Raw genomic sequence first — 13,501 nt, forward strand, 5'->3', positions numbered from 1 at the left:
TGGTTAACATGAGGCCCTCATCGTCACGGAGCCTTCGCATGTCCCCCCTCTCCGCCTCCTCGCTGATGTTGCTGCTCGCGCTGGCCGGCTGCGCCGCGCCCAATCCCGACGAACAGGAACAGGCCGTGGCCCAGTCCGAGCAGCGCGCCGATGCCGCCGCCACCCCGACGCCGGAAGCCGCGCCGCCGGCCGACGCCAGCGCCTGCGACGCCACCCAGGCGCAGTGGATCGTCGGCAAGACGCCGGCCCAGGCCGACGTGGACCAGGCGCAGAAGGACGCCGGCGCCAAGAGCGCGCGCACGCTCAAGCCCAACCAGCCGGTGACGCTGGAATTCAACGAGAGCCGGCTCAACATCGAGGTCGACGAGAAGGGCGTGGCGGTGTCGGTGCGCTGCGGCTGAACAGCCCGCCCGCGCCCGGGTCGGCCCCGGGCGCGGAACCCCTGAAAAAGCGGCGGTTTCGTTGCCCCTGAAACCGTCACTGCACCAAGGTGGCGCAGGCGTTGCGGCGGCGCACCAAGTTGTGGTGTCATCGCAAGTCCGGTGACACCTTCTTCACGTCTGCGCCGCCCATCGAAGGGCTCGGGTGCCGCCTGCCCCTCCTTCGTTTTCGAGGTAGCACCAATGGCCCCCCGCAACCGCCACGGGCTGTACGACCCCAACGACGAACGCGATGCCTGTGGCTTCGGCATGATCGCGCAGCTGGACGACCAGCCCTCGCGCCAGCTCGTCGATACCGCCATCACCGCCCTGTCGCGCATGACCCATCGCGGCGGCGTGGCGGCCGATGGCCTGACCGGGGACGGCTGCGGCCTGCTGATTCGCAAACCGGAAGGCTTCCTGCGGGCGCTGGCGCGCGAGGCGCATATCGAGGTCGGCGCCCGCTTCGCCGCCGGCCTGGTGTTCCTGCCGGGCGACGGCGATGCCGCGCACGACTGCCGCGACCGCCTGGAGGCCGAGCTCACCGCCACCGGCGTGCGCGTGTGCGGCTGGCGCGTGCCGCCGACCGACGAATCGGTGTGCGGCGAGCTGGCCAAGGCCACCCTGCCGCGCATCGAGCAGATCTTCGTCGAGGCCGGTGCCGAGCAGGACGTGGAGGCCTTCGCCCTGGCCCTGTTCCTGGCGCGCCGCCGCGCTGAGCAGACCCTGCGCGAGACCACGCCCGATTTCTATGTAGTGACCCTCTCGCCGCACGTGATCGGCTACAAGGGCATGGTGCTGCCCGACAAGCTGCCGGTGTTCTACCCGGACCTGCAGCGCAACGACCTGACCTCCAGCGCGGTGGTGTTCCACCAGCGCTTCTCGACCAACACCATGCCGCGCTGGCCGCTGGCGCACCCGTTCCGCCTGCTGGCGCACAACGGCGAGATCAACACCATCGAGGGCAACCGCTCCTGGGCGCAGGCGCGCAGCAAGGTGTGGAAGACGCCGAAGTTCGACATCGCCCAGTTCGATCCGGTGATCTCCATGCACGGCTCCGATTCGCAGAGCCTGGACAACATGCTCGAGCTGCTGGTCGCCGGCGGCATGGAGCTGATCCAGGCGCTGCGTATCCTGGTGCCGCCGGCGACGGCCTCGCTGGAGTTCAAGGACGCCGACCTGGCCGCGTTCTACGAGTTCTACGGCCTGAACACCGAGCCGTGGGACGGCCCGGCCGGCATCGTCGCCTGCGACGCGCGCTATGCGGCGTGCATGCTCGACCGCAACGGCCTGCGCCCGGCGCGCTGGATGCTGACCTCCGACCGCCACTTCCTGGTCGCCTCCGAGGCGGGCGTGTGGGAGCTGCCGGCTGAGCGCATCACGCGCAAGGGCAAGCTGGGCCCGGGCGAGATGATGGCCATCGACCTCAAGCGCGGCGACCTGCTCGACTCCGACGCGATCGATCGCATCAACCGCGGCCGCGCGCCGTTCAAGCAGTGGTTGCAGCAGGGCGTGACCTACCTGCAGACCGAGCTGATCGACCCCTCGCTGGTGGAGGAGCCCTTCGACGAGAAGACCCTGCGCAGCTACCACAAGCTGTTCCAGCTCAGCACCGAGGAAGTGGAGCAGATCCTGCGCCCGCTGGCCGAGACCGAGCAGGAAGCCACCGGCTCGATGGGCGACGACACGCCCATGGCCGTGCTGAGCCAGCACACCCGGCCGCTGTACGACTACTTCCGCCAGGCCTTCGCGCAGGTGACCAATCCGCCGATCGACCCGCTGCGCGAAGGCATCGCCATGTCGCTGTCCACCCAGCTGGGCCGGGAGACCAACATCTTCCACGCCGGCCCGGAGACGGTGAACCACGTCATCCTCAACTCGCCGGTGCTGTCCCAGCGCAAGCTGCGCCAGCTGTTGAAGATGGACCAGTACGCGCACAAGAACCGCTTGATCGACCTGTCCTATGCGCCCGAGGAAGGCCTCAAGGCCGGCATCGAGCGCATCTGCCGGGAGGCCGAGGCCGCCGCGCGCGAAGGCATGGTCATGCTGCTGCTGTCCGACCGCTATCCGGTCGCCGACCGGCCGATGGTCCACGCACTGCTGGCCACCGGCGCGGTGCACCACCACCTGTCCAACGTCGGCCTGCGCTGCGACGTCAACCTGATCATCGAGACCGGCACCGCGCGCGATCCGCACCACATGGCCTGCCTGCTGGGCGTGGGCGCCACGGCGGTGTATCCGTACTTGGCCTACCAGACGCTGTTCGACCTGGGCCGGCGCGGCATCCTGCTGCTCAAGGCCGGCGGCGAAGTGGCCCAGATCGGCCGCAAGTACCGCAAGGGCGTCTACAAGGGCCTGTCCAAGATCATCTCCAAGATGGGCATCTGCACCATCGCCAGCTATCGCGCCGCGCAGCTGTTCGAGGTGGTCGGCCTGGACCGCGAGGTGGTGGAGCTGTGCTTCCCCGGCGCGGCCAACCGCGTGGGCGGCGTGGGCTTCGAGCGCCTGGATACCGAGGCCCGCCAGCTGACCCGCAACGCCTGGAACGACCTGCGCAAGCCCGAGGTCGGCGGCCTGATCAAGTACGTCCACGGCGGCGAGTACCACATGTACAACCCGGACGTGGTCATGACGCTGCAGCGCGCCACGCGCACCGGCGATGCCAAGGACTGGCAGGCCTATACCGACGCGGTGCACAACCGCCCGGTCTCGACCCTGCGCGACCTGCTGCAGCTCAAGCTGGCCGATACGCCGCTGCCGCTGGATCAGGTCGCCGAGGCCGGCGACGTGCTGCGCCGCTTCGACACCGCCGCCATCTCGCTGGGCGCGCTCTCGCCCGAGGCCCACGAGGCGCTGGCCATCGCCATGAACCGGCTGGGCGGGCGTTCCAACTCCGGCGAGGGCGGTGAGGACCCGGCCCGCTACGGCACCGAGAAGCGCTCCAAGATCAAGCAGGTGGCCTCGGGCCGCTTCGGCGTCACGCCCGAGTACCTGGTCAATGCCGAGGTGCTGCAGATCAAGGTCGCCCAGGGCGCCAAGCCCGGCGAAGGCGGCCAGCTGCCCGGGCACAAGGTCAACGAGCTGATCGCGCGCCTGCGCTACGCCAAGCCCGGCATCGGCCTGATCAGCCCGCCGCCGCACCACGACATCTATTCCATCGAGGACCTGGCCCAGCTGATCTTCGACCTCAAGCAGGTCAACCCGAAGGCGCTGGTGTCGGTGAAGCTGGTCAGCCATGCCGGCGTGGGCACCATCGCCGCCGGCGTGGTCAAGGCCGGCGCGGACCTGATCACCATCTCCGGCCACGACGGCGGCACCGGCGCCTCGCCGATCAGCTCGATCCGCTATGCGGGCGTGCCGTGGGAGCTGGGCGTGGCCGAGGCCCACCAGGCCCTGGTGCAGAACCAGCTGCGCGAGCGCACCGTGCTGCAGACCGACGGCGGCCTGAAGACCGGCCTGGACGTGATCAAGGCCGCGCTGCTGGGCGCGGACAGCTTCGGCTTCGGCACCGGCCCGATGATCGTGCTGGGCTGCAAGTACCTGCGCATCTGCCACCTCAACAACTGCGCCACCGGCGTAGCCACCCAGGACGAGCGGCTGCGCGCGGACCACTTCACCGGCCTGCCCGAGCGCGTGGAGAACTACTTCCGCCTGCTCACCGAGGAAGTGCGCGTGTGGCTCTCGCGCCTGGGCGTGCGCTCGCTGGACGAGATCGTCGGCCGCACCGACCTGCTCGAGCAGGTCGTCCACAGCCCGCGTCCGGGCGTGCACGTGGACCTGACGCGGCTGCTGGCCGGCGCCCAGGTCGACGGCGGCACCTGCGCCGCGCAGCGCATGTACGAGCCGCCGGACAGCCTGGCCACGCAGCTGGATTCGGAGCTGGCCCGGGCGATCGCGACCAAGGCCGGCGGCGACCACCGCCACCTGATCCACAACACCGACCGCTCGATCGGCACGCGCCTGTCCGGCGCCATCGCCCGCGCCCACGGCAACCACGGCATGAGCGATGCGCCGATCCAGCTGCGCTTCCGCGGCACGGCCGGGCAGAGCTTCGGCGCGTTCAACGCCGGCGGCCTGAACATGGAACTGGAAGGCGAGGCCAACGACTACGTGGGCAAGGGCATGGCCGGCGGCCGGCTGGTGGTGCGCCCGCCGCGCGGGGCGCGCTTCGAAGCGCGCAACACCGCCATCCTGGGCAACACCTGCCTGTACGGCGCCACCGGCGGCGAGCTGTTCGCCGCCGGCCGCGCCGGCGAGCGCTTCGCGGTGCGCAACTCCGGCGCGCTGGCGGTAGTGGAAGGCGCCGGCGACCACTGCTGCGAGTACATGACCGATGGCATCGTCATGGTGCTGGGCCGGGTCGGCCTGAACTTCGGCGCCGGCTTCACCGGCGGGCTGGCCTATGTGCTGGACGTGGACCGCGATTTCGTGGACCGCTACAACCACGAGCTGATCGACATCCACCGCATCAGCGGCGAAGGCTTCGAGAGCTACCGCCAGCACATCCACACCCTGATCCAGCGCCATCGCGAACTCACCGGCAGCATCTGGGCCCAGCAGATCCTGGACGAGTTCCGCGACTACATCGGTAAGTTCTGGCTGGTCAAACCCAAGGCCGCCAGCATCGAGTCGCTGACTGACGCGTTGAGGCGCGCCGCCTGATGGCGGCGCCGGGAATCGGGAATGGGGAATCGGGAGTGGTAAAAGCCCGGTTCCCCCCGTTTCCTACCTCGCAGGCAGAGCCGCTTTTGCTTTTGCCATTCCCGATTCCCTATTCCCGATTCCCCAGACAATGAGCCGCAAGCACGCCTTCCAGTTCCTCGACCTGCCCCGGCAGATGCCCTCGCGCATCCCGGTGGAGCTGCGCACGTCCGGCGACTGGGGCGAGCTGTACGGCAAGTTCGACAAGGCCGACGCGCAGTACCAGGCCGGCCGCTGCCTGGACTGCGGCAACCCGTACTGCAGCTGGAAGTGCCCGGTGCACAATGCCATCCCGCAGTGGCTGCAGCTGGTGCAGGAGAACCGCATCCACGAGGCCGCCACGCTGTGCCACTCGACCAATCCGCTGCCGGAAGTCTGCGGCCGGGTGTGTCCGCAGGACCGCCTGTGCGAAGGCAGCTGCACGCTGGAGGAGTTCGGCGCGGTCACCATCGGCGCGGTGGAGAAGTACATCGTCGACACCGCGCTGGCCACCGGCTGGCGCCCGGACCTGTCCAGCGTGCAGCCCACCGGCAAGCGCGTGGCGGTGATCGGCGCCGGCCCGGCCGGGCTGGGCTGCGCCGACCGGCTGGCGCGCGCCGGCATCCATGCGGTGGTGTTCGACCGCTATGAGCAGATCGGCGGGCTGCTGCAGTTCGGTATCCCCAGCTTCAAGCTCGACAAGACCGTGATCGCCCAGCGCCGCGAGGTGCTCGAGGGCATGGGCGTGGAGTTCCGCCTGGGCGTGGAGATCGGGCGCGACGTCAGCCTCGATGCGCTGCTGGAGGAGTTCGACGCGGTGTTCCTGGGCACCGGCGCGTACCGCTACACCGACGGCGGCCTGCCCGGGCAGGACCTGCCCAACGTGCTGCCGGCCCTGCCCTTCCTGGTGCAGAACAGCCGCATCGTCACCGGCAGCGACGGCTGGGGCCGGCCGATCGCCGGCTGGGAGGACAAGATCACCCTGCCCGATCTCACCGGCAAGCGCGTGGTCGTGCTGGGCGGCGGCGACACCGGCATGGACTGCGTGCGCAGCGCCATCCGCCTGGGCGCGGCCAAGGTCACCTGCGCCTACCGCCGCGACGAGGCCAACATGCCCGGCAGCGCACGCGAGGTCGCCAATGCACGCGAGGAAGGCGTGCGCTTTCTGTTCAACCGCCAGCCGCTGTCGATCGAGGCCGGCGCCGACGGTCAGCTGGTCGGCGTACGCGTGGCCGAGACCCGCCTGGGCGAGCCCGACGCGCGCGGCCGCCGCAACGCCGAACTGATCGAAGGCAGCGAATCGCTGCTGGACGCCGACGTGGTGATCATCGCCTTCGGCTTCTCCCCGACCCTGCCCACTTGGCTGTCGGCGGTGGGCGTGGAAGGCCAGGCCAACGGCCGCATCGTCGCCGGCGGCGACGAGCGCCTGCCCTACCAGACCACGCACCCCAAGCTGTTCGCCGGCGGCGACGCCGTGCGCGGCGCCGACCTGGTAGTCACCGCCGTGGCCGAAGGCCGCGACGCCGCCCAGAGCATCGCCGAGCTGCTGCTGGGCTGAAAGCGCCCGACGAACAGAGACCCCCATCGTCATTCCCGCGAAGGCGGGGATCCATGGACGGCCTGGCAGACCGCGTAACGTCCATGGGCTCCCGCGTGCGCGGGAGCGACGAGGGTCTGACTATCGCAGCGGCGGACTGCATCGCCCGCAGCTGACACCCCTTCGTCATTCCCGCGAAGGCGGGAATCCAGCGGCCTTCCACGTCCTGCATCCGGTTGCCAATGCAACCGAACTGGGCGTCGTTGAAGCCGCCCGTTAAGCTCAACGCTTCCCTCCCCTCGTTTCGCCTCGAACATGCCTGCCTTGCCTGCGCGCGTGCTGCGCGATTCTTCGCTCTCGGCCATGGCGGCCGGCTTCGTCACGGTGCTGGTGGGCTTCGCCAGTTCGGTGGTGATCGTGTTCCAGGCGGCGCAGGCGGTGGGGGCCAGTCAGGCGCAGATCGGCTCGTGGATCCTGGCGCTGGGGCTGGGCATGGGCGTGAGCTGCATCGCGCTGTCGCTGCGCTATGGCGTGCCGGTGGTCACCGCGTGGTCGACGCCGGCGGCGGCGATGCTGGCGGCCAGCCACACCGGCCTGCCGCTGCCCGAGGCGATCGGTGCCTTCGTGGTGTGCGCGGTGCTGGTGGCCGTGGCCGGGTTCTCCGGCCTGTTCGAGAAGACGCTGCACCGCATCCCGCTGCCGCTGGCCGCCGGCATGCTGGCCGGGGTGCTGCTGCGCTTCGGCCTGGACACCTTCGTCGCGCTCAAGACCCAGCCGCTGCTGGTGCTGGCGATGCTGGTCACCTACCTGGTGATGCGTCGCTGGTGGGCGCGCTATGCGGTGATCGCCTGCCTGCTGGTCGGCGTGCTGGTGGCCGCCGCCAGCGGCACCCTGCATCTGGAACAGGCGCATCTGACCCTGGCCCAGCCGGACTGGGTGACGCCGCGGTTCTCGCTGGCCGCGCTGCTGGGCATCGCGTTGCCGATGTTCGTGGTGACCATGGCCTCGCAGAACGTGCCGGGCGTGGCGGTGATCCGCGCCTCGGGCTTCGAGGTGCCGGTCTCGCCGGTGATCGGCTGGACCGGCGTGCTCACCGCGCTGCTGGCGCCGCTGGGCGCGTTCTCGTTGAACCTGGCGGCGATCACCGCGGCGATCTGCATGGGCCCCGAGGCGCATCCGGACCGCACGCGGCGCTACATGGCCGCGGTCTGGGCGGGGCTGTTCTATCTGGTCGTCGGCCTGTTCGGCGCCACGGTGGTGACGCTGCTGGCGGCGTTCCCGAAGGAGCTGGTCATGGCCATCGCCGGCATCGCGCTGCTGGGCACGCTCGGCGGCGCGCTGGGCACGGCGGTGAAGGACGAGGGCAGCCGCGAGGCGGCGCTGGTGACCTTCCTGATCACCGCCTCGGGCCTGAGCCTGGCCGGCATCGGCGCGGCGTTCTGGGGCCTGGTCGGCGGCGTGCTGACGTTGCTCGTCCTGAAGCCCCGCAAGGCATGACACCTGCGTCAGTCACCGCGGGTTTCATGCTGCGGTCGCACACGATCGCCTAGGCTCGGGATCACGATGCGGCCGTTCCCCCACCTGCCGCCGATGGCTGCTCGCAGCCGTGAGTCTTTCGCATCGTGGCCTGTCGTGCTCCGCGCTCGCGCGGAACCGCCGACGGCCGGCGGCGCCTGATCCGGAGACGTCCCATGCGCCCGATCCGCTATCGCCCCGCCGGCCTGCTGCTGGCGACCGCCCTGGCCTTCGCCCCCCTGGCCCACGCCGAACAGGCCCTGCGCTACGCCGGCGTCAACCTGGCCGGTGCCGAGTTCCAGTCCAGCAAGAAGCCCGGCACGTTGTACAAGGACTACACCTATCCGTCCGAATCGGACTTCGCCTACTTCGCCGCGCAGGGCATGAACGTGGTGCGGCTGCCGTTCCTGTGGGAACGCCTGCAGCCGACGTTGAACGGCGAGTTCGACCGCGCCCAGTTGGACCTGCTGCGCAAGACCGCGCAGACCGCGAGCAAGCACGGCATCACCCTGCTGCTGGATGTGCACAACTACGGCGGCTACAACGGCCAGACGATCGGCAGCGCGGCCGTGCCGGTCGCGGCCTTCGCCGACCTATGGCGGCGGCTGGCCAGCGAGCCGGCCTTCGCCAACAACGACAAGGTGCTGTTCGGCCTGATGAACGAGCCGCACGACATCAGCGCCAACGACTGGGCCGCCGCCGCGCAGGCGGCGATCGATGCGATCCGCGGCACCGGCGCCAAGAACCTGATCCTGGTGCCGGGCACGGCCTGGAGCGGCGCGCACAGCTGGACCAGCGCCTCGGCCGGGCGCGGCGTCTCCAACGGCGATGCGCTGGCCAGTTTGAAGGATCCGGCCAACCGCCTGGCCTTCGAGGCGCATCAATACCTGGACCGCGATTCCTCCGGCACCAAGCCCGAGTGCGGCGACGATCCGCAGATCGGCGCGCGCCGGCTGGAAGGCTTCACGCGCTGGCTGGAGGCCAACAAGAAGGTCGGCTTCCTGGGCGAGTTCGGCGCCAGCGCGGAATGCATCCCGGCGCTGGACGCGATGCTGGCCTACATCCAGGCCCATCCGCAGCAGTGGCTGGGCTGGAGCTACTGGGCGGCCGGGGCGTGGTGGGCACCGAGCTATCCGTTCAATGTGCAGCCCAATCGCGATGGCAGCGCCAAGCCGCAGCTGCCGACGCTGCGCAAGTACGCCGGGCAGGTCACCGGCAAGCCCGCGCACGACTAATTCGGCACCACCAAGCCGGAATCGCCGCCGTGTGGGCGGCGGTCCGGCGTTGGCGCACGCGGCCGGGAGGCACGGCCACGGCGCGACCTGGATAGCGCGCAACGCAAGGCCGCACGCGGCTTGCGCGATCGGTCCGGAACGAAGCATGCGACGTGTTCCAGAACGCGACACGACCCAAGAATCCATCGAATCCGGCATCCGGCTTGCGCCTATGCTGGATGCGTGCGCTCGGCTCCCGAGCCCAGGGACCAACCACCGAGCGCATCGGTGAGGACGCGGCGCGATCGCAGCATCGAGCGCCTTTAGCGTCTGCGCAGGATCGTGGTCGCCGCCGAGTTCGCCCGCTTCGCAACGCCGCCATCGGCCTGCCTCGTGCTCGCCGCTCCTTCGCCCGTTTGCCGTCGCCCGCGTCCGCTCCGACGGTGACCGACACCAGAGCCATCGCCATGCGCCCGATCGCCTTCCCAGTCCTGATGCGTTTCGCCCTGGCCGTCGCGCTGGCCTGCCTGCCGGCGCTCGCCGCCGCGCAGACCCGCGCGCTCGCGTACGTGGGCGTCAACCTGGCTGGCGCCGAGTTCGCCTCGGACAACAAGCCCGGCGTGCTGTTCAAGGACTACACCTACCCTTCCGACGGCGACTTCGGCGACTTCGCCGATGGCGGGATGAACGTCATCCGCCTGCCGTTTTTGTGGGAGCGCCTGCAGCCGGCGCTCGGCGGCGCGTTGGATAGCGCCCAGCTGGCGCAGCTGCGCACCGCCGTCACCCGCGCGCACGACCATGGCCAGATGTTGATCCTGGATCCGCACAACTACGCGGTGTTCAACGACCAGGCGATCGGCTCGCAGGCGGTGCCCGACTCGGCCTTCGCCGATCTCTGGCGGCGGCTTGCGCTCGCCTTCGGCAACGATGAGACGGTGATCTTCGGCCTGATGAACGAGCCGGTGGGCCTCAATGCGACCCGCTGGGCGCGCACGGCGCAGACGGCCATCGACGCCATCCGCGCCACCGGAGCGAACAACCTCATCCTGGTGCCGGGCGTGGCCTTGGACCGGCGCGCACAGCTGGACCAGTGCCGAGGCCGGCGGCGGCGTGTCCAACGCCGATGCGCTGGTCGGCCTGCGCGACCCGGCCAGCAACCTGGCCTACGAAGTCCACCAGTATCTGGACAGCGACTCCTCGGGCACCTCGCCCACCTGCGTGAGCACCACCATCGGCGCCGAGAAGCTCGAGGCCTTCACCGACTGGCTGCGCGCCAATGGCAAGCGCGGTTTCCTTGGCGAGTTCGGCGCCGCCGCCAACGCCACCTGCCTGGCCGCGCTGGACGGCATGCTGGGCTACATCCAGGACAACGCCGAGGTCTGGCTGGGCTGGACCTACTGGGCCGGCGGTGCGTGGTGGGGCGACTACATGTTCAGCGTGCAGCCGAACGACGATGGCAGCGCCAAGCCGCAGATGGCGATCCTGTCCGAGCGTGCGCGCCAGGCGCTCGCCGCCGCGACGGCGGCACGTCTATCCATCGGCGAGTCGCAAACGGCCAAGACTCAACCGGTCGAGATCAAGGTCAAGGCCAAGCGCTGAGGCCAGGCGCCAGCGCCGCTCCACGCCCGGGATCAGTCCGGGTCGCGCAGCTGCAGCAGCCAGTGGCTGACCTGGCCGCGGCTGGCCGGCAGCGGCTCGAAGTCGAACTGCTGCAACACCGGGTCGGCATTGGCCACGCGCAGCGGCAGCACCGCATTGCTGGGTTCGCGCGCGTGCAGGCCCTGCTTGAGCGCCTGCAGCTGCGCCTCGGACACCGAAGGGTCGAGCAGGGCGCGCATGTCGCGGCCGATCATGCCGCTGGCGTCCTCGTCGGCCAGGTGGGCGAAGGCGTCGTTGGCGAACAGCACCCGGCCGATCCCGGTCGGCCCGCGCTCGATGATCGCTACGCCCTGGCGCAGGCGCGCCAGCGAGGCTTCCAGCAGGCTGAAGTCCTGCTGCACGCGCTTGCGCTCCATCAGCTCGATCAGCACGCGCAGGCTGCGCGCCGATTCCAGATGCAGCAGCGACCACGGCCGCGCCTGGCCGCGCACGGTCTGCTGCCACAGATCGAAACTCTTGCGCGGCGACAGGCGCGAGTTGGGGATGTCCACCAGCTTGGCCAGCTCCGGGTTGCCGGCCCAGTTGATCGTCTCGATCTGCTCGCGGCGCGTCCACAGCAGCGCGCTGCGCGCCTGCGGCATCAGCGGCACGAAGATCAGGCCGGCCGCCAGCGGCGCCAGGTCGGCCAGTTCCGGGAAGGCGCTGCCGATGGCGTCCACGTGCAGCGCGCCGACCACGCCCTCGCGCAGGACCTCGTCGTCGCGCGCTTCGATCTGCTGGCGGATGCGCACCAGATCCTCGACCGACGGCAGCGTGCCGTAGCCGATCACCTCATCGCCGTTGTAGATCGCCACGCCGTCGGCATCGACCACGTCCATCAGTTCCGGCGCCAGCTCGGTCAGCATCTCGGTGGAGAGCGTGTCGGCATTGTTGAAGGCGGTGATCAGCTTCTCGCGCACGGTCAGCAGCACGGCCTCGGTGCGCGCGCGCTCGACCGCCTGCAGCGCGCCGATGCGCGCGGCCAGGCCGCGGGTCAGCGCATCGGCAACATCGCGCATGGCGTGGCTGGCGAACAGCGGCGCGTAGTGATGGCAGGCGATCAGCCCCCACAGCACGTCGTTGACCACGATGGAGGTCACCAGCGTGGCGCTCACGCCCATGTTGCCCAGGTACTCCAGGTGCACCGGCGAGACGCTGCGGATGCTGACGTCGCTCAGATCCACCGGCGCGTGATCGCGCGGGTCCAGCGGCGGTTCGATCGGCGAGGGCCGGTAGCCCACGTGCGCGATCTGGCGCACGCGGTTGCGCAGGTACAGCGCGCGCGCCTGCGCCGGGATATCGGTGGCCGGGTAGTGCAGGCCCAGGTAGGCCTCAAGCTCGGGACGCCTGGCCTCGGCGATGACGTCGCCGTTCCACTCATTGTCGAAGCGGTAGACCATCACCCGGTCGTAGCCGAGCTGGGCGTGGATCTCGCGCGCCACGCGCAGGCTGGCCTCGTGGATGTGGCGGTCGCGCTCGACCAGGCGCAGCACCGGCAGCACGTCGCGCACGCCGACGTCGGAGGCTTGCGAGTCGCGCGGCTCGATCTCCACCAGCCACTGGCTGGGCGCCAGATGCCAGGCCGCCACGTAGACCTCCGACGGCGCATCGGCGCGCTGGGGGAAGCCGACGGCTTCGTGCGCCAGGTGCAGGGGCTCGCGTACCTCGTCGGCCGCCGGCAGCGTGCGCGCCTCCAGCGTCAGCAGCGCGTCCCAGCGCTGGCCGATCAGCTGCGCATGCGGCACGCCCAGCAGGTCGGCGGCGCTGCCGCTGGCCTGCAGTACCTGTCCGCTGGCAGGCTCGATGACGAGCAACGCGCCGTACGGCTGGACCGAGCCGGGGATATGGATCGGCTCGCGCGCGCAGGCATCCATGTCCACGGTGTCCGGCGACAGGCTCATGCGGCCACCCCGGCGGCGAGCTGCTGATGGAAACGGGCGAACATCGACTGCGCGCCGCCGATGGCGGCCTGGCGCTGCGCGGCGGAGGGCAGCGCCGCCTCCAGGCAGGCCTGGAACTGGCGCCATGCGCCGGGCGCCTCGCTGCCCAGATCGAAGTAGGCCAGCGCGGCGGACAGCGCCGGCTGCGCGGCGCGGAAGGCGCGCGCGATCAGACGCCCGCCCAGCAGCGAGCCTTCGATCACGTACAGCTGGCCCCAGGCCGCGGCCGCCGGCTCCGCTTCGGTCAACGGCGCGGCCGCGGGCGCGGTGACGCCGAGCGTGGCCAGGTCGGCGCGCAGCGCCGGCCCGCGCGCACGGTAATGCCAGCCCTGCGCCGCCAGCGTCTGCAGCCAGGCCGCATGCGTGCGCTCCCAGGGTTCGACCAGGGCCAGATGCTGTTGCAGCACCCGCACGTACTGATCGGAAGGCAGCGCGCCGTGCGCGAGCGCGTGCATGTGCGGCAACGCTTCGACCGCGGCGTGGGCCTGGGCGGTCGCCTCACGCAGCGCACGCGCCAGGGGAACGGGGGCAAGGGCGGCGTCAGCGGGCATGCGGGGT

Annotated in this window: 7 protein-coding genes and 1 pseudogene; 6 read left to right on the forward strand and 2 right to left on the reverse strand. The window is 70.5% G+C overall.

Annotated features, from left to right (window positions below):
• Window positions 1-38 precede the first annotated feature (38 nt).
• From ACFJIT_RS15740 to ACFJIT_RS15765, 6 genes and pseudogenes are all read left to right on the forward strand, one after another.
• A complete protein-coding gene (locus ACFJIT_RS15740) occupies window positions 39-401 on the forward strand; it encodes an I78 family peptidase inhibitor (RefSeq protein ID WP_165394609.1) in 363 nt (120 codons plus the stop codon).
• Window positions 402-623: 222 nt separating this feature from the next.
• Window positions 624-5,081, forward strand: a complete 4,458-nt coding sequence (gltB, locus tag ACFJIT_RS15745) for a glutamate synthase large subunit (protein ID WP_379654198.1) — start codon at window positions 624-626, stop codon at window positions 5,079-5,081.
• 130 nt (window positions 5,082-5,211) lie between these two features.
• Window positions 5,212-6,657: an FAD-dependent oxidoreductase gene (locus tag ACFJIT_RS15750; RefSeq protein ID WP_130534308.1), complete on the forward strand. Its 1,446-nt coding sequence runs from the start codon at window positions 5,212-5,214 to the stop codon at window positions 6,655-6,657.
• 294 nt (window positions 6,658-6,951) lie between these two features.
• Window positions 6,952-8,133, forward strand: a complete 1,182-nt coding sequence (locus ACFJIT_RS15755) for a benzoate/H(+) symporter BenE family transporter (RefSeq protein ID WP_306994383.1) — start codon at window positions 6,952-6,954, stop codon at window positions 8,131-8,133.
• A 194-nt stretch (window positions 8,134-8,327) separates the two neighbouring features.
• The gene (locus tag ACFJIT_RS15760) at window positions 8,328-9,386 is read left to right on the forward strand and encodes a glycoside hydrolase family 5 protein (RefSeq protein ID WP_379654199.1); all 1,059 of its coding nucleotides are present in this window, start codon (window positions 8,328-8,330) and stop codon (window positions 9,384-9,386) included.
• A 446-nt stretch (window positions 9,387-9,832) separates the two neighbouring features.
• Window positions 9,833-10,964: pseudogene (locus ACFJIT_RS15765) on the forward strand (glycoside hydrolase family 5 protein).
• Window positions 10,965-10,996: 32 nt separating this feature from the next.
• Here ACFJIT_RS15765 and bphP read toward each other — a convergent pair.
• Together bphP and ACFJIT_RS15775 are read right to left on the reverse strand one after the other, a co-directional pair.
• Window positions 10,997-12,904 (reverse strand): bacteriophytochrome BphP, encoded by a 1,908-nt coding sequence (bphP, locus tag ACFJIT_RS15770; RefSeq protein WP_379654200.1) that lies wholly within the window; start codon window positions 12,902-12,904, stop codon window positions 10,997-10,999.
• Entirely contained in the window at window positions 12,901-13,494 is a 594-nt protein-coding gene (locus tag ACFJIT_RS15775; protein WP_379654201.1) for a biliverdin-producing heme oxygenase, read from the reverse strand. The genes bphP and ACFJIT_RS15775 overlap by 4 nt, the downstream gene beginning before the upstream one ends.
• Between the last annotated feature and the right edge of the window lie 7 nt (window positions 13,495-13,501).

This window comes from Pseudoxanthomonas sp. UC19_8, from assembly GCF_042700505.1.
GTDB classification, from domain to species: Bacteria; Pseudomonadota; Gammaproteobacteria; order Xanthomonadales; family Xanthomonadaceae; genus Pseudoxanthomonas_A; species Pseudoxanthomonas_A winnipegensis.